This window comes from Candidatus Njordibacter sp. Uisw_002 (genome assembly GCF_047730155.1).
In the GTDB taxonomy this organism is placed as follows: Bacteria; Pseudomonadota; Gammaproteobacteria; order Pseudomonadales; family Balneatricaceae; genus Njordibacter.
Genome location: NZ_CP159832.1, coordinates 315001 through 332780 on the forward strand (window position 1 = coordinate 315001; position 17780 = coordinate 332780).

At 43.9% G+C, this 17780-nt stretch carries 15 protein-coding genes and 2 rRNA genes (1 of these 17 running past the window's edge); 8 read left to right on the forward strand and 9 right to left on the reverse strand.

Annotated features, from left to right (window positions below; all coding sequences use genetic code 11):
* From ABXT42_RS01515 to ABXT42_RS01525, 3 genes are all read left to right on the forward strand, one after another.
* Positions 1-1418: ribosomal RNA gene (locus ABXT42_RS01515) — 23S ribosomal RNA — on the forward strand (it extends 1471 nt beyond the left edge of the window).
* A gap of 189 nt (positions 1419-1607) precedes the next feature.
* A 5S ribosomal RNA gene (gene rrf / locus ABXT42_RS01520) occupies positions 1608-1723 on the forward strand.
* A gap of 138 nt (positions 1724-1861) precedes the next feature.
* A complete protein-coding gene (locus tag ABXT42_RS01525) occupies positions 1862-2380 on the forward strand; it encodes a DUF2489 domain-containing protein (RefSeq protein ID WP_443628622.1) in 519 nt (172 codons plus the stop codon).
* On the opposite strand, the gene ABXT42_RS01530 is transcribed toward ABXT42_RS01525, so the two are convergent.
* Positions 2372-3604: a MalY/PatB family protein gene (locus ABXT42_RS01530; RefSeq protein ID WP_443628623.1), complete on the reverse strand. Its 1233-nt coding sequence runs from the start codon at positions 3602-3604 to the stop codon at positions 2372-2374. The two genes, ABXT42_RS01525 and ABXT42_RS01530, sit on opposite strands and share 9 nt — an antisense overlap.
* A gap of 147 nt (positions 3605-3751) precedes the next feature.
* On the opposite strand from ABXT42_RS01530, the gene ABXT42_RS01535 reads away from it, so the two are divergent.
* Positions 3752-4639 carry a hypothetical protein gene (locus ABXT42_RS01535; protein ID WP_443628624.1) on the forward strand — a complete coding sequence of 296 codons (888 nt, stop codon included), beginning with the start codon at positions 3752-3754 and terminating at the stop codon, positions 4637-4639.
* A 3-nt stretch (positions 4640-4642) separates the two neighbouring features.
* Entirely contained in the window at positions 4643-5107 is a 465-nt protein-coding gene (gene rimI, locus ABXT42_RS01540; RefSeq protein WP_443628625.1) for a ribosomal protein S18-alanine N-acetyltransferase, read from the forward strand.
* Here rimI and ABXT42_RS01545 read toward each other — a convergent pair.
* On the reverse strand, positions 5088-6614 hold the full coding sequence (locus tag ABXT42_RS01545) for a SulP family inorganic anion transporter (protein ID WP_443628626.1): 1527 nt from the start codon (positions 6612-6614) through the stop codon (positions 5088-5090). The two genes, rimI and ABXT42_RS01545, sit on opposite strands and share 20 nt — an antisense overlap.
* Before the next feature lie 210 nt (positions 6615-6824).
* Here ABXT42_RS01545 and ABXT42_RS01550 point away from each other — a divergent pair, with 210 nt between their 5' ends.
* Positions 6825-8408, forward strand: a complete 1584-nt coding sequence (locus ABXT42_RS01550; RefSeq protein WP_443628627.1) for a peptide chain release factor 3 — start codon at positions 6825-6827, stop codon at positions 8406-8408.
* A 24-nt stretch (positions 8409-8432) separates the two neighbouring features.
* Positions 8433-9248, forward strand: coding sequence for a TatD family hydrolase (locus ABXT42_RS01555; RefSeq protein ID WP_443628628.1), 816 nt, complete (start codon positions 8433-8435; stop codon positions 9246-9248).
* Here the strand turns inward: ABXT42_RS01555 and ABXT42_RS01560 are convergent.
* The 6 genes from ABXT42_RS01560 to ABXT42_RS01585 all read right to left on the reverse strand — a co-directional run bounded on the left by ABXT42_RS01560 (position 9245) and on the right by ABXT42_RS01585 (position 13481).
* Positions 9245-11152 (reverse strand): beta-ketoacyl synthase, encoded by a 1908-nt coding sequence (locus ABXT42_RS01560; RefSeq protein ID WP_443628629.1) that lies wholly within the window; start codon positions 11150-11152, stop codon positions 9245-9247. The genes ABXT42_RS01555 and ABXT42_RS01560 overlap by 4 nt on opposite strands.
* A gap of 86 nt (positions 11153-11238) precedes the next feature.
* The gene (locus tag ABXT42_RS01565; protein ID WP_443628630.1) at positions 11239-11547 is read right to left on the reverse strand and encodes a DUF3301 domain-containing protein; all 309 of its coding nucleotides are present in this window, start codon (positions 11545-11547) and stop codon (positions 11239-11241) included.
* A complete protein-coding gene (locus tag ABXT42_RS01570) occupies positions 11547-11885 on the reverse strand; it encodes a translation initiation factor (RefSeq protein ID WP_443628631.1) in 339 nt (112 codons plus the stop codon). Before ABXT42_RS01570 ends, ABXT42_RS01565 begins: the two co-directional genes overlap by 1 nt.
* A 1-nt stretch (position 11886) precedes the next feature.
* Positions 11887-12924: a glucosaminidase domain-containing protein gene (locus tag ABXT42_RS01575; protein WP_443628632.1), complete on the reverse strand. Its 1038-nt coding sequence runs from the start codon at positions 12922-12924 to the stop codon at positions 11887-11889.
* Positions 12925-12940: 16 nt separating this feature from the next.
* Positions 12941-13129 carry a hypothetical protein gene (locus ABXT42_RS01580; RefSeq protein ID WP_443628633.1) on the reverse strand — a complete coding sequence of 63 codons (189 nt, stop codon included), beginning with the start codon at positions 13127-13129 and terminating at the stop codon, positions 12941-12943.
* A 4-nt stretch (positions 13130-13133) separates the two neighbouring features.
* Positions 13134-13481 (reverse strand): DUF1244 domain-containing protein, encoded by a 348-nt coding sequence (locus tag ABXT42_RS01585; RefSeq protein WP_443628634.1) that lies wholly within the window; start codon positions 13479-13481, stop codon positions 13134-13136.
* 165 nt (positions 13482-13646) lie between these two features.
* On the opposite strand from ABXT42_RS01585, the gene dinB reads away from it, so the two are divergent.
* Complete coding sequence (gene dinB / locus ABXT42_RS01590) at positions 13647-14657, forward strand: DNA polymerase IV (protein WP_443629423.1); 1011 nt, start codon at positions 13647-13649, stop codon at positions 14655-14657.
* Positions 14658-14670: 13 nt separating this feature from the next.
* Here dinB and ABXT42_RS01595 read toward each other — a convergent pair whose 3' ends face one another.
* Positions 14671-17769 carry an efflux RND transporter permease subunit gene (locus ABXT42_RS01595; protein ID WP_443628635.1) on the reverse strand — a complete coding sequence of 1033 codons (3099 nt, stop codon included), beginning with the start codon at positions 17767-17769 and terminating at the stop codon, positions 14671-14673.
* Positions 17770-17780: the final 11 nt, after the last annotated feature.

The following is a 17780-nucleotide window of genomic DNA, read 5'->3' on the forward strand; positions in this document are numbered from 1 at the left end:
AGTTTAGGTAAATCCGGACTCCCTTAAGGCTGAGGCGTGATGACGAGGTCCATTAGGACTGAAGTGGTTGATGCCATGCTTCCAGGAAAATCTTCTAAGCATCAGATATTGAGTGACCGTACCCCAAACCGACACAGGTGGTCAGGTAGAGAATACCAAGGCGCTTGAGAGAACTCGGGTGAAGGAACTAGGCAAAATGGTACCGTAACTTCGGGAGAAGGTACGCCGCTGATGGTGATGGGACTTGCTCCCTAAGCTGTTGGCGGCCGAAGATACCAGGTGGCTGCGACTGTTTATTAAAAACACAGCACTGTGCAAACACGAAAGTGGACGTATACGGTGTGACGCCTGCCCGGTGCCGGAAGGTTAATTGATGGGGTTAGCTTCGGCGAAGCTCTTGATCGAAGCCCCGGTAAACGGCGGCCGTAACTATAACGGTCCTAAGGTAGCGAAATTCCTTGTCGGGTAAGTTCCGACCTGCACGAATGGCGTAACGACGGCCACACTGTCTCCACCCGAGACTCAGTGAAATTGAAATCGCTGTTAAGATGCAGTGTATCCGCGGCTAGACGGAAAGACCCCGTGAACCTTTACTATAGCTTCACAGTGAACTTTGAACCTATTTGTGTAGGATAGGTGGGAGGCTTTGAAGCGGTGACGCCAGTCATCGTGGAGCCAAACTTGAAATACCACCCTGGTATGTTTGAGGTTCTAACTCAGGTCCGTAATCCGGATCGAGGACACTGTGTGGTGGGTAGTTTGACTGGGGCGGTCTCCTCCCAAAGAGTAACGGAGGAGCACGAAGGTATGCTAATCATGGTCGGAAATCATGAGGTTAGTGCAATGGCATAAGCATGCTTAACTGCGAGACAGACACGTCGAGCAGATACGAAAGTAGGTCATAGTGATCCGGTGGTTCTGAATGGAAGGGCCATCGCTCAACGGATAAAAGGTACTCCGGGGATAACAGGCTGATACCGCCCAAGAGTTCACATCGACGGCGGTGTTTGGCACCTCGATGTCGGCTCATCACATCCTGGGGCTGAAGCCGGTCCCAAGGGTATGGCTGTTCGCCATTTAAAGTGGTACGCGAGCTGGGTTTAGAACGTCGTGAGACAGTTCGGTCCCTATCTGCCGTGGACGTTTGAGATTTGAGAAGAGTTGCTCCTAGTACGAGAGGACCGGAGTGAACGAACCTCTGGTGTTCCGGTTGTCACGCCAGTGGCATTGCCGGGTAGCTACGTTCGGACAGGATAACCGCTGAAAGCATCTAAGCGGGAAGCCCCCTTCAAGATGAGATCTCACAGGACTTTAAGTCCCTAAAGAGCCGTTCAAGACTAGGACGTTGATAGGTTGGGTGTGTAAGCACGGTAACGTGTTGAGCTAACCAATACTAATTGCTCGTGAGGCTTGACCATATAACGCCAAAAGCGTTGTACAAGCTAATGGAATCGTATGCAAATGCGGTGACATGAAGTACAAACAATTAAGTTTACGATAGAAGTACGACGGGTAAGCCCTCGGTAAACACATTGTGTATCACCTAAACGAAGACATATCACAAATTCAAGGATGCTGATCGAAAGATTATCATTCAACTTTTTTTGCTTGGCGACCATAGCGAGATGGAACCACCTGACCCCATTCCGAACTCAGAAGTGAAACGTTTTAGCGCCGATGGTAGTGTGGGGTTTCCCCATGTGAGAGTAGGTCATCGCCAAGCACCTCATTCAGTACTAAAAAACCCCTAGCCCAAAAAGCTAGGGGTTTTTTATTGGGCGTAAGAAAATAGACGTAGAAAATTATAGGAAGGTAAAGTTGAGGTAAAGCTAATTTTCACAAGCTACCTGAAGTATTTGTCATGTTACAATATAAGCTATTCCATCAAGGTGACAAATCTATGTCTTCAAGCACATTAATATTACTTCTCATGCTATTTTGTATTGTTATGGTACTGGTAATAACGAACATTGTTTATCGTCAAAATCAGCTTAAAAGAATCAATCAGCAACGTATTTTGGCTATGCAGGACATGCTTGAGAAGCAATATAATAATCGTGTAGAAAGTATAGATGTAATCACTAGGGCAATGCTTGATAAGCAATGTGAGCTTACAGAAGGGTGTATTCGCTTAAAGCAGTTATTGGACTATGTGGGATCGGATTTATTAGAACTAGATCAATTCCAAGTGATTAGCTTAATGTATAGTGAGACTGAGCACATGCCAATTAAAGAGCAATGGAAGCAGTTAGATAAGAGTGCTAAGAGAAAGTTTTCAAAACATCGCCTGGCACTAGAAGAAGAACATGAAGAAGCCATTCATGCTGCTTTATTGTTATTGCAGCAGCATGAATTTTTAGCCTATAAAAACTTAAACTAACGCTTTCTTGATACGGCTTACAGCTTCTTCCAGCACAGATTTAGCGCACCCAAAGTTGAGCCTTAAAAAGTCCCCATCATTAAAGTTGCTACCAGGAGATAAGCCAACTCCAGCGGCCTCAAAAAAGCTACAAGGGTCCTCTAAGTTCAATGCTGAGACATCAATCCATGCTAGGAATGTAGACTCTAAAGGCAGCATGCGCATGCCATCAATGGTATTTATTTGCTCAAGCAAATAGTCTCGATTATTACGCAAGTATTTATTCATGGCGCATAACCATTCATCACCTTCACTTAATGCTGTTAAAGTGGCGGTATAGCCAAATGGGTTGATTTCAGAAATAATGCCGTGCATTTCATCCTTAAATGCTTGCCGGATATCTTCATTGGCAATGACTGCCCATGAGCAGGCAAGTCCTGCGACATTGAAGGCCTTACTGGCTGCACCTAATGTGATGGAGTTATTAAGGGCGTAATCACTGATGCCAAAGTAGGGCAGGTGTTGTTTATTTTCATCCAAAATTATATCTGCATGTATTTCATCAGACACTAAAATTAAATCATTTGCTTCACAGTAAGCATCAATACGACTCAATTCTTCACAGGTATAAATAGCTCCACCCGGGTTTTGTGGATTACAAAAAAGCATTACACGAGCATCTTTGGCATTACGTTTTTCTAATGCATTTAAGTCTATACGCACACGATCTTCGGCATATGTCATAGCTAAATGGTTGGCTTGTTTTCCCACCGCAGCAGGTGTTGTATGCAAAAATGGGTAGACAATATCAGGTGTTAACACTTGTTGATGTTGCTTGGATAAGCTGCTGATAGCAAGGGTTAAGCTTGCGACAATACCCGGTACCCATACAATCCAATCGGCCTCCACATGGAGGTTGTATTTTTTTTGATAATAATCAGCCACTGTCTGATCGCGTTCTTTATCTGTTTTGGTGTAACCAAACACACCATGTTTTACACGCTCTTCTAAGGCGCTTTGAATGACTGGTGCAACTTTAAAATCTGTATCAGCTACCCACAGTGGGATGATGTCCCTGTCTTTGTATTTATCCCACTTTGACGAGTGCGTGTTGTGACGATCGACAACGGTATCAAAGTCATAATTATTGTTAGTGGCCATCAAATCTGTGTCCTTTTGTGTATTGCCAGAGACAGAGTCAAAGGCTATATTAGGCGTTATGTCATAGGTATCAGTTTGGACCATGTTGTCCTCTTTATCTACTCAAAAAATCTCATAATTGTGAGCTTTTCGCGTAGACTCAGGTTAGCACGGAAATTTTCTTCTATGCCTATCTAAGTTCAGCTCTAAAGCCCAATAGGCGCTACGAAAATTACAACAGTAGAATAAATTATGGTTATGTTTCCAATGCTGGATGAAACTCAAAGGTTGCAGTATTTACAAACGCTTGGAATTACCAGCTGGTTGCCCACTGATTCATTGCCGGGCAGTAAGGTGAACGATGTATATTGGTGCGAAGCTGCTGCACAATCGACGATTCAAATTTTAGAGCCTATTTTACCTGTGGCTTCAGCACTCCCATTACTTACTAGTCAATCAGCCGGGTTAGTGAATGAATCTGTTGTGCAAAAAGATTCTGCAACAAGCGCTTTAAGTATACTTACGCAAAAAGCGGATAAGCCACATATTGTATCAACTCTTTTGAAGTTGGACACTAAGCAGCGGTCTGATGAGATCGCACCAGTTGCTGTAAAGTCCAAGTTGACCATGCGTGCAGATAGGTTAGCACCACTACATTTAGGTTTGTCTTGGTACAACAATGGTGTATTAGTCGTTAACGATATACCCGTGCAAGAAGGGGCCGCTATGAGTAGCCCTATACAACGTTTACAGACCGCGATCGTTAATGCTATAGGGTTTGAGGGAGAGGGCGCTAGCGTGCAAATTATGCCCGCTGCGTCCATGGAGTTTAATTGGCCCTTGGTGCCTGGCCCTCACGCGGATCACTCATTAGTAGGTGCTCAAAGTGGCCTTAGATATAGCCTGATCAAGTTAATAAAAGATAATCAATGTAACAAGATTTTGGTAATGGGGCCTGCAGCTATGAAGCTTCTAGAACCTCAGATGATCTTAGGAGAAATCAGTGAGATTGATCTTTTTGGCACAGGGGTTCAGTCAGTTTATAGCCACAGTTTACATCAACTTTTGGCAGTGCCAAGTCTTAAAAAAGAGGCATGGAGCCACTTAAAATCACTTATTTATACGTCTAGCTTGGCTTAAAATATGGTAACCACCCGAGTGCTATGTGAATTAGATATTGATGCAATACTGAGTTTTTCCTTAGCACCCAATGATCCCAGCTGGACAAAAAAAGCGTTAGAGCAGGCGCTTAATGGAGCACTTTCAGGCAGTTATATAGCCCTTGTTGGGGTTGATGAGGTCAGTGGGCAGGTTGTAGGTTATGCCGTAGCAAGTTATCTTTTTGATCAGGCAGATGTGCAGAATATTATAGTAAACCAGCCTTATAGAGGCCATGGTATTGGGCGAAGCTTACTACAGGCTTTAACTCAAAATTTAATGGACCAAGCAGTGAAGAATATATTTTTAGAGGTGCGTGCCTCCAATCGAGTGGCGGTGAAGTTGTATCAATCTATGGGTTTTGTGCACATACAAAAACGCCAGAATTATTATCCCGGCGTTGATGGTGAACGTGAAGACGCGTTAGTGTTTAGCCTAGCGTGTCTGTAGCTACTTTATAATCTGGATCTTCGATCACATTCAGTTCCACCATATTGCCAGCCTTAGAGAGTAAACGTTTACAATCTGAGCTTAGGTGACGCAAGTGTAATGTTTTACCCGCGCGTGAGTAGCGTTCTGCTAGCGTGTCTATAGCTTCCAAACCTGAATGATCTGCTACGCGTGAGCGTTCAAAGTCGATAATGACATCGTTAGGATCTTGGCTAGGGTCAAACAGTTCCAAAAAGTTTTGTACTGATCCAAAGAAGATGGGGCCACGTAGGTAATAAATACGACTGCCATCCACATCTTTGTGGGTTACTTGTGTGTGCTTTGCATGTTTCCATGCAAACACCAACGCTGAGTATATAACGCCAACGACTACGGCGATTGCAAGATCAGTGATCACGGTAACGCCAGATACTAAAATTAATACAAAGGCATCGGACTTGGGTATCTTGCCTAAAATGCGGAAACTAGACCATTCAAAAGTACCTACAACTACTATAAACATGACACCTATTAAAGCTGCTAAGGGGATCATTTCAATTAGAGGAGAGGCCACTAAGATAAAGGCCAGTAGAAAAAGCGCCGCACTGATGCCAGAAAGACGACCACGACCACCAGAGTTGACGTTGATCATACTTTGGCCGATCATTGCGCATCCTCCCATCCCACCGAACAATCCAGTAGCTGTGTTAGCTATACCTTGGCCGATACATTCCCTGTTGCCATGGCCACGAGTCTCTGTGATCTCATCTACCAAAGTTAGAGTTAATAAAGATTCGATCAAGCCAATGGCGGCTAAGATAATAGCGTAAGGTAAAATGATAATGAGGGTTTCTAAATTGTAGGGTACATCAGGAAGGTGGAAGCTTGGTAAGCCGCCAGCAATAGAGGCAATATCACCTACAGAGCGGGTGTCCAAATTGAAGAATACTGCAAGTAAAGTGACAACTAAAATAGCCGCTAACGATGAAGGAATAGCCCGCGTAAACTTAGGCAAAAAGTGAATAATAGCCATAGTCAGAGCAATTAAACCGATCAAGAGATAGAGCTGAGTGCCTTGTAACCATTGCAAGTCGCCATTATCGTCTAAAAATTTAAATTGGCTTAACTGAGCTAAGAAAATAACAATCGCCAATCCATTAACAAAACCTAGCATTACTGGGTGTGGAACCATACGAATAAATTTGCCTAGGCGCAAAATACCAGCGGTAATTTGAATAATGCCCATTAATACCACGGTAATAAAGAGATACTCCACACCGTGATCGGCAACCAAAGCCACCATGACCACTGCTAAGGCACCTGTAGCGCCTGAGATCATGCCAGGTCTGCCACCAATAGCAGCAGTAATCAAACCCACCATGAAAGCAGCATACAAGCCTACTAGTGGGTCTACACCTGCGACAAAGGCAAAAGCTACCGCTTCAGGGACCAATGCTAGAGCGACCGTGAGGCCTGAGAGTATGTCATTTTTTGCATTAACCGGCGCGCGGCTAGCGAGATCGAACATAGTATTTCCTAATGATAGGGAGGGCTTGTAAAAACGCGCATATTATACGCAAATTCGCATGATTACTCAATGTTGGGGTAGGTTAGTGATCGATTTTTAACCAGTTGAGCGGTGTTTTATATTGAGGAAAAGTGCGGAATCAGGGACAATGGGCATTATTCTAGGTACACATAAATGTGCCATCCATATTCCCTTAGATTGTACCCATATATGTCCAACTTAATTGCAGAAGAAGTGGCTTCACGTAGAACCTTTGCCATTATATCTCACCCGGATGCCGGTAAAACCACCATCACTGAAAAACTATTGTTATTCGGACAAGCTATTCAAACGGCAGGCTCAGTTAAGGGAAAAAAAGGGGACAAAAAAGCCACTTCAGATTGGATGGCTATGGAGCAGCAGCGCGGTATCTCTGTGACTTCTTCAGTAATGCAGTTTCCCTACAAAGAGCGCACAGTTAATCTTTTGGACACGCCAGGGCACGAAGATTTTTCTGAAGACACCTACCGCACCTTGACCGCAGTTGACTCTGTACTAATGGTGATTGACGGCGCTAAAGGTGTGGAAGACCGTACTGTTAAGCTAATGGAAGTGTGTCGTTTACGCGATACTCCTATTTTCACCTTCATTAATAAAATGGATCGTGAAGTGCGTGAGCAAATCGAAGTCTTAGATGAAGTTGAGGATGTCCTTAATATTGCATGTGCGCCGATTACTTGGCCTATCAGTATGGGTAAGAGATTTAAGGGTGTTTACAACTTATATACCGACACGCTGCATTTATTTACGCCAGGGCAAGGCAGCACCATTCCTGACGATATCCAGATTAAAGGATTAGAGTCTGCTGAAGCTGCACAAATATTGGGCGAATTATTAGATGAACTCAAAGAAGAAATTGAATTAGTGCGTGGCGCCAGCCATAAGTTTGATATGCAGTTATTCTTAGAAGGTAAGCTGACGCCGGTATTTTTCGGTACCGCACTGTCTAATTTTGGCATTCGTGAAATGCTAGATTATTTTGTAGAGTGGGCCCCAGCACCAAAATTTCGTGATGCAGGAGAACGTGTTGTGCAATCAGTGGAGCCTAAATTCACTGGCTTTGTCTTTAAAATTCAAGCAAATATGGACCCTAAACACCGGGACCGTATCGCTTTTATGCGTATTTGCTCAGGCAGCTATGAACGAGGCATGAAGATGCGCCATGTGCGCATAGGTAAAGATGTAAAAGTGGCTGATGCTGTGACCTTTATGGCAGGAGAGCGCTCTAATGTGGAGCAAGCATGGCCAGGTGACATAATTGGTTTACACAATCATGGGACCATTCAAATTGGTGATACCTTTACTGCAGGTGAAAATCTGAAGTTTGCAGGTATCCCCCATTTTGCGCCTGAGCTGTTTAGACGAGTCCGTCTTAAAGACCCTTTAAAAATGAAGCAACTTAAAAAAGGCTTGCAGCAATTATCAGAAGAAGGCTCTACACAATTGTTTATGCCTGGCAAAAATAATGATTTGATCGTAGGCGCAGTGGGTGTGTTGCAATTTGAAGTGGTTGCTTACCGATTACAAGATGAATACAAAGTTGAATGTATTTATGAGCCAATTAGCGTCAACACTGCGCGCTGGGTAGAGTGTGACGATAGTAAAATGCTTGAAGAATTTACACGTAAAGCATCTGAAAACCTAGCCATTGATGGTGGGGGACACCTTACTTACTTAGCTCCTTCTAGGGTTAACTTAAGTCTAACCGAAGAGCGCTGGCCAGATATTCGCTTTCGCGCCACGCGAGAACACTAACAGCTGCATAGATAGGAGGGTTGAATGCATCAGCTAATTGATAGCCATTGCCATTGGGACGACTCTCGCTTGCAAGCACTACAACCCCACTTGTGGCAATCGTGTATCTCACAAGGGGTGCAGCAGTTGGTTGTCCCAGGAACTCAATGGGCCTTTTTTGCTCGACAAATTGCTATTTGTGAGCAAAACCCACTATGGCATTTAGCTCTTGGGTTACACCCCTATTTTAGTGACCAACACAGTTCACAGCATGTGTTAGATTTAGCTAAGGCAATCGTTGATTATAAACCTGTTGCTGTGGGTGAAATTGGACTTGATTTTGCTTTAGATACTACACGAGAAGGGTTCTCTATTGCCGAACAAGAGCGTTGGTTTATAGCCCAGGTAAAGCTAGCTAAGCATGCAAGATTGCCTGTTATCGTACACAGTAGAAAGGCTAATGATCGTTTAGGACAGCTATTAAGGCAATTGAAGTTTGACCAAGGAGGCATTGTGCATGGTTTTAGCGGCAGTATACAACAAGCGCAAAAGTTCACTCAGTTGGGGTTCAAAATAGGCTTTGGTGGTACTTTGACTTACGATAGGGCCCAAGCTATAAGGCGTTTGGCCATGGCGTTGCCGCTTACAGATATTGTATTAGAAACAGACGCGCCCGATATGCCTATGGCTGAACAACCTAAAGGCCAGCCTAATCAGCCTGACAAACTACCGCGAGTATTAGAAGTATTGGGTGTTTTGAGACCAGAGTCTATAGCGCAGATAGCGATGCAAACAATGACCAATACATTAGAGGTTCTGCGTTTAAATAGCCGACCTTCAAATTCTAGCACTCAGCTCTAGCACATATCTTCAAATGGGTTACTAATAGATAAACTCACATTTTTGGCATAGCCTGGTATATGGATTTCGTTGCGGGTGATCAATAAATCCTCACCAGAAAGAACGTTATGGCCAAACTTATACGTTGGTTTTGATAGTCCTCGTATACTTTGTAAGTCGTAATCTTTTGCAGCTTCAATAGGGGCTTCTTGTGCTATGTGCATTTGCTGCATTGCTTTAGAGCCATGCTTTTTAACCATGAGCTGATTAGCGATATGAGGCCCCATTAATACAGCACTGGCATTATTGCCACCAAAACCTTTAGAGTTTAGCAGCACAGTATCAATGCCTTCTGTGCCTACCTCGTGGTGCGCAGCTTGAATGGTTAGGTTGCTGTCGTGAACGTCGCTAGCAATGTGGTCGATGGTTTTAATCCCAGGTAAAATCCCATAGCGCCACACACCTAAAGAAACAGCGAGTTGATCCCCGCCTGCAGTGCCCTGTGAATGACCTAAATAAGCTTTTACCGCAGCAACTTTCCAGCGATTGATGCCAAAGGCTTTAGCTGTTTCATTAATAACATGAGACTCAGTAATACGATTTTGTGGTGTGCTTGTGCCATGGGCTTGTACACAAGAACGCTGGCGAAGAGATTGAGTTCCCAGCATGCTTTCTGTGAGTGCCGCAGCTTTAGCTAAGGTAATATAGTTGCCTATCCCGGGGGCTGAAATAGACTTTTTATGGCCGTCAGCGTTAACAAATACACCAGGCACTGCTCCATGTATTTGGGCTCCAAGTTTTAATGCAAGGTCATCGCTAGTAAGTACAATCCACTGAGATGCTTCGCCCATAGTGAAGCCACAGTTGGTGGAGAAAGGACGAGAAGTGCGCCGCAGATCTGGTTCAGTCGCAGCATCTAATGCGCTTACCTCATGATCTTCAGCTAACGCGCCCATGGTCCGGAAACCTTCCATCACTTCCGGAGTGATCGGTGCATCACTACCGCCTACAATCACTAGATCACGGCGGCCACTTTTTATGTCTTCAACAGCATTGCGCAAATTGTATAAAAATGTCGCGCATGCACCTAATGCAGACCCAACAGCCCCAACACTGCCTAATAAGTATGCATTAACAAAGTCGGCTGGCATTTGGCCATAACCTAAAGGCATCTGTTTAGAGGTGATCCGTTTGCCGGTGCTTGGGCTTTTTAGTAAGCCTCCAAAACCTGCTTCATCTAGTTGGCCAATAGAGTTACTAGCGTAAACAGCGATGCGATCTGGGGCCACTTGGTCTTGCATAGTTTGCCATGGAATACCGGTGGAGCTTAGAGCATCGGATGCACCAAAAACAGTCATTTGTAAGTTGCGAGGGTGGTTTCTTGATTGATATAGGGAACCAGGATCAAACCCGTCAGGCAACTGTCCTGCAGCGCTCACAGGCGCACGTTTTGAGTCAGGTAAAATAGCTGCAAAGCTACCAGAGATGGTCACTTCTACGGTATCACTATCAATAGTAGAGACTTGCCAGTTGTCTGGTAGTTGAGTGGGTACGTGTCTTTTGCGCATCCGAATACAGGTACAATCACCTGATGAGGGTTGTATTTGGGCTGCTTTATTTAGCACCAGTTGGTATATATCGTAGGCTTCTGGCCGAATAGGCCGTATCAGGGTAGCTTGGTTCAATTCATCCGTGAGCTGATCAGCTAATTGAGCTTGCGACAGTCCTTGGGTTTGGCCCGCTAGGTAATAAAAGCCATTGGAAAACGTAGCTTTGTTGGTTAACGTGGCTAGGTCTGTCACCGTATCCAGTTGGCTTTGCTTGTCTAAGTGATCAGCAATGAGACGCCGATAACCATGATGAGAGGAGGTGCGACCCGCGGCATTTACTCCGCCAAAACCAATAATGACTGGTAAGCTGGACACTAACGTTTCCCCAAGATGAATGACATGAACACATTATGCTGCCATTCTAGCAGAGTGGCGGCTAAACTCTAGGGCTATCAACAATTCTAATGTATTCGATGTACATCCAAGTGCAAGTGAATGGCTTTTTTGCCTAATAAATGCAATTCACCCCGGCTTCTTTGCTCGCCATCACTGCTAAATTCAAAAGTAAATTGCCGCAAAGGTGAAATGTGGCCTTTACTATCGCGCTTAAAGCGGGTTTTTTTAAGAGCTACTGTGTCATCAAGTAGCTGAAGGTCTTGTTGTTCGCATTGTTGCTTTGCGAGAGTGCGAGCCCTATCTTTTGCAGCACTGGTGTCCCACCAGTAATACAAACCTAACACTAAAGGTACTAAAAGCCATTCTAAACTCATTATCCACCTGCCTTTTTAAGCGATGACCAACCATACTTGGACAGTAACACAATTAGAGCATCGCGATGATCGCCTTGTAACTCAAGCACGTTACCTTTTATAGAACCACCAGAGCTGGTTTTTTGTTTGAGTTCTTTAAGTAAGTGCTTCAGTTGTGTTTCGGCTAGAGGTATACCTGCTACAGTAGTGACTCCCTTGCCTTTTCGTCCTTTAGTTTCTAAGCGGACGCGGACGTTTCCATCACCTATAGTGTTGCTATTATGACTGCATTGACATTGAGCAAGGCTGCAATCAGGGCACAGTCGACCTTGATCAGTGGAGTAAACAAGTCTAGACATATTACTTATTCTCTAGGGGGGTGATACCGTGTATAGGGTCTTCAGTCATTGCTATGGGACGTATTAGTTGCACCAGCGCACTACAAGGGTGTTGATCATCGTTCCCCCACCAGTTTTTCTGCCATGGTTCTAGTTTATTGGTACGAATCATAGACCTAATGTCATCAATGTAATCGACCCCTCTAGTAGAGTAGCTTTTTAGCCCTGCAGATAATGCTCGAGCAGAAACAGCGTCGTTATTTTTAATTAGGCACGCTCGAATATGCCGTAACTCTTTATAACTTCCATGAGAGTTTAGGTTGCGAATGTATGCGTCTACAGAAGCTTGGGGGTCTTTAAATTTGCGTACTTCATAACTAGCGCCTTCAGGTCGGCCACTTGGCACTAAGCCGCAACCAACACTAAAACACCATTGGCCAAACAAATTGTTGCCCTGAGTGGCGAAGCGAGAAGTGCCCCATGCGCTTTCATTGGCTGCTTGGGCCAGCACAAGGGCTTGTGGGATTATATTAATCTTGTGTAATAATAATCTAATTTGTTCTTTTGGCTCTGTGGCTTTAATCTTATAACTCTTTGACAGTCGCTGGAGGCGTTGGTGTTGTTGTGAAGTGAGTCGCTGAGGATTAATGCGGCCAATTTCTGCACGAAGATGCAATATTTTTTCATTGCCAGTATCTGCTAATATTTCTAGATATTTGAAAAAGGTCATCTTTTTTGTTTTTACGTCAACAATAGATGAAAATTTGGGTAGTGGCATTACTTTAGGATTAAATTGAGATTCAATGGCGTGACTAATACGTGTGGCTACATTAGCAATAGAAACTGATCGCGTTAGCATATCTGGCTTGTGGGTTAGTCCTGCATTTGACGCATTAGATACAGTGCTTTCAGTCAATGTCATCAATTGCTTAGTGGGCACAGTCACTATACTTTGAGCTGAATCTCGAACTGGAGTATTTTTAAGTAAAAAAGCAACGATCAGAACGATGACCAAACCTATCAGCCCAGCGTACTGGCGAAAAAATGCAACAATATTCATAAGCAGCTATGCTCTTCTAGGGCTTTAAACCCTGGGTTTTGAAATTAGGCTGCCTTCCTAGCTGAGTTACTAAACGCGCGTTTTCTTGTTGCAATTGTGATATTTCCAGTGTGTTGATTAAGCTTTGGCTTACCAGTAGTTTGACCTTACGTTCTAAGGTCTGCAACAGTGTGGTTGTGTCTGATAATGGATATTCGTCAGTCATTACGTTAAATCTTTGCCAGTTTCTTGGCTTTTTCTATAGCTGAAAAAGCGCTTACTTGTGCGTCAGTAGCTGGTAATTGATGAGTATTTTTCCATTGTTCATAAGGCATACAGTAAACATGCTCACGGGCTTGATCATAATCCATAGGGACATTATTCTCTTCAGCAGCAGCCATCAGCCATTTGCTGAGACAATTGCGACAGAATCCCGCCAATATCATCAGATCGATGTTTTGCACGTCTTTGCGTGTGTCTAAATGTTTAACCAATCTACGAAAAGCTGCTGCTTCAAGCTGTGTCTGTGTTTGTTGGTCCATATGAGTCTCGTTAAGTACAAAATAAGCGACCGCCATAATATCGCTTTACTCGGCTTAGTGCCAGCAGGCTTCCATGGAGTCTTGATCTCTGGCCCATTATAGGTAAAATGCTGGATGTATGTACAGTCTTATGGGAGCGTCTTCTTGGTTAGTAGGAAAATAATTCATTGTGATTGTGATTGTTTCTATGCCGCTGTTGAAATGCGAGAGGAGCCAAGTTATCAACACAGACCCATTGCCATAGGGGGTGCAGCAAATAGTAGAGGTGTCATCGCGACTTGCAATTATCCAGCAAGAAAGTTTGGGGTTCATTCTGCGATGCCATCAGCTCAAGCACTTCGGGCTTGCCCAGACCTCTTAATCCTGCCTGGGCGTATGGCATTGTATCGTGAAGTTTCGCAACAAATTATGACTATTTTTGAACGTTACTCTAATATCATTGAACCTTTGTCTTTAGACGAAGCATTTATAGATGTGACTGATTCTAGCTTGTTCGGTGGCAGCGCCACCTTAATTGCTCAGCAAATTAGAGCGGATATTGAAGCGGAAGTGGGTATTACTATTTCTGCAGGAGTTGCACCTAACAAATTTATTGCCAAGGTTGCTAGTGATTGGAGAAAACCGAACGGCTTATTTGTAGTGAAACCCAATGAAGTGGATGAATTTAGTGCACAGTTACCCGTTAAAAAGATACCAGGTATTGGCCCTGTTAGTGCTGCCAAATTAGCTGCACAGGGCATCCATATTTGTGCAGACTTACGTGTTTTTAGTGAATTAGAACTGGAGAGGAGTTTTGGTCGCATGGGGCAAACTCTTGCCTTGCGAAGGTTTGGTGAAGATCATCGTCCAGTACAAACCAGTCGTGTAAGAAAATCTGTTTCTGTAGAAAACACCTATGCTCAAAATTTAACCAGCATAGAAGGCTGTAGCGATGCTTTGGGTCCACTTTATGAAGAACTTATGGCACGATTTGACAAATTATCTAGCCATTATGCAGTTTCTGGATTAGTAGTGAAGTTGAAGTTTGCAGATTTTTCACAGCTCACACGAGAACAAGCCAGCACAGATATCCACGTAGATTTTTTTAACGCACTGCTTCAACTGGCGTTTCAAAGTGGCGACTGTGACCAACAAGCTAAAGGTGTAAGGTTGTTAGGATTGGGGTTCAAATTAAAGCCCCCAACCCAGCAACAACAATTGCGTCTGTTTTAACCTATTTTAATGCTTAAGTGCTGCGTTTTTTGCCCGTAACAAGTGCGCCTAAGTTTTCCAACATTAGCACCATTGATGGTACAACGAATAAAATAAGTATGGTGCCAAGTGCCAAACCAAAGACGATTGATATCGCCATAGGAATGAGGAATTGGGCCTGTAGTGATTCTTCAAATAATATAGGTGTTAATCCTGCAATGGTAGTCATTGAAGTTAACAATACGGCCCTTAAACGTTGGCATGCTGCTTCTATTATGGCAGCCTTGGGTTCCATGCCTTTCTCACGGAAGCCTTTATAGAACGATAGCAACACAATACTGTTGTTGATAACGATACCAGACAAGCCAAATAAGCCAAATAATGACAGTATAGTGAGATCTCTATCCATCACAAGGTGTCCCAACACTGCACCTGTTAAACCAAAGGGTATGGTAAACATTACAGCAATGGGCCAAGTGTAAGATGTAAACACCCAAGCTAGAACAATGTAGATGAGAATAAGAGCTAATACTAAGCCAGTAAGCATGTCACCTAAGGTGTCTCGTTCATCAGCTCTAGCACCACCAAAAGTGATGTTCACTCCATATTGGCGTTCAAGATTTGGGATAACTTCTTCCTTTAATGCAGCTATCACTACGTTGGCGTTAGTTGTGCCTACGTCAACGTCGGCCTTTACAGAGACTGTTAACTGTCCGTCTTTACTGCTGAACTTATCAATACCACGACGCGAGCTAAATTCTACTAACTCCAGTAAAGGCACAGTGTTACCCGTGGGCAGAATAATAGGCAGGGCGTACAAAGTGGCAAGACTATTACGGTCTTGATCCTTGAGCATCAGCCTCACATCAATTTCATCTGCACCCAAATAGAAGCTCTGTACGGTGACACCATCAAAAGCATATTGCAGCTGACGTCCAATATATGCACTACTTAGGCCTAAAGTGGTCGCTTCAGGGGTCAAGCTAAAAATGAGCTGCTCCATACCATACGGGAGGTTATCATCAATGTTTTGAACTCCAGAAAACACCTTTAATGAGGTCTGTAAATCTAAAGCAGCTGCTTTCATTATGATAGCGCTTGCCCCTGTGATGTTGGCTTCAATAGGTTTTCCTGGTGGGCCAGACTGAGGTTGGTCAATAATGATTTTTTCTAAGCCGGGTACTTTAGGTATTTTTTTATTCCACACCTCTATGAATTCAGCGTTAGATATCAACCTCAACTTTGAGCTATCCAGCTCTACCTGTAATAAAGCCACTTGCTCAGTGCTAGAAATACCTGCAGTAGGCAGTTTGTTAGAACCAAAGTAACTGACTCGTTCTTTAATTAAACCGCCACCCAACTCAGCTTCAGTTTCTAATAATGCATCCTCTACTTTCACCAAGTAGGATGCAACTTCACTAGCTGGTGTGCCACTACTAAATTGCACGTTGGCGCGTATATTGTCTCCATCGACGCTTGGGAAGAATGCAAACTGAATTCTGCCGCCAACTAGTAAACCTACAGCTAAAACTAACGTGGTAATAGCCAAGCTGAATGTCACTAAGCGAAAATCAATAGCAACGCTAACAGCAGGGCGAAATACATTATTTTTGAAGTTTTCAAAACCCCTATCAAACCAAGCTCTCAAGCGAGCAGGCTTCTTATTAGCTTGACTCTTAAGGGCGTGATGCAAATGGCCTGGTAAGATTAAAAAACATTCAACCAATGATACTAAAATAACGCAAATTACCACGATCGGTATATCAGCTAAGATGCTACCAATGATCCCATTGATCAGTAAGAGTGGTAAAAAAGCTGCGATGGTGGTTAGAGAAGAGGCTGTTATAGGCCCCATCATACGTTGGGCACCCCCTAAAGCAGCTTGTAGCGGAGCTTCGCCTTGTTGAAAGTGTGACAAGGTATCTTCGCCTACCACTATGGCATCGTCGACAATAATGCCCAAAGCCATGATCATGCCAAAGAGGCTGATCATATTGATGGACCCGCCAATAAAATACATAACACCCCAAGTGGCTAATAGCGAGGCTGGAATGCCCATGGCAACCCAGAACGCCACTCTTGAGTTGAGAAATATAAACAACAAACCTACTACAAAAAGTAAACCGTACGCGCCGTTATTAATAAGCAAGCTGATACGGGCCTTTAGTAAGAGCCATTGTTCATTAAACACGGCTATTTCTACACCTTCTGGTAGGCGTTGGCGCGCATCTATAACCCATTTGTTCATAATCCCCGCAGTTTTAATGGTGTCATCATTTGCGCTACGCATGATCTCTAGTTGTACGGCGGGCCTTCCTTCATAGCTTATAGTGCCTTGATCTTCCTTAGGACGTAGGCTTATGTCTGCAACATCACCTAAACGAAGTAGCTGGGCGTTATCCCCGGTCAGTAGTGGCAATTGTTCAAAGCTGCTTACATCTGACACTTTACCAATGGCGCGTAATTGCCTTGAACCATCTGTGCGACCAGCAGTGCCAGCCATCACATCTTGGCTTTGGTTGTTAATGAGGCCAGCTATATTTTGCAGCGACAAGCCAAGGTCATGCATGGTGCTGGGCTCTATTTGGATAGCAATTTCTTGCTCAGGTAAGCCGCTAATATTGATTTTACTGATGCCCCTGCTGAGTAATTCTCGCTCTGCCTGGCGGGCTAAGTTTGTGAGCTCATAGATAGGCCCATTTGATGTAATCAGCAAGGTACCCACAGCGTCATACCTTATAACTTGTCCAACAGTGGGGGTTTCAGCATCATTAGGAAGGTTACGGACGGCATCTACACGCTGTTTAATCGAATTGGTAGCTTCTCCAAAGTCGGAGCCGCTCTCTATTTCTAAGGCGATTGATACGCCACCACGAGTGGTGCTAGAGGTCACCTTTTTAACATTAGCAACATTCTTCAGCTCTTGTTCAACTGGAATAGTAATATTTTTTTGTACATCTTCGGCGGCAGCACCTGGCCAAGCAATATAAACACTAACAACGTCAATGGCAAAGTCTGGAAAAAATTGTGTGTTGAGTTGCTTTAATCCGTAACCGCCAGATAAAAATAGCAGTAACATTAAAAGGTTAGGAGCTACTCGGTGATTTGCAAAAAGGCTAATAAATGATTTCATTATGTATTTAT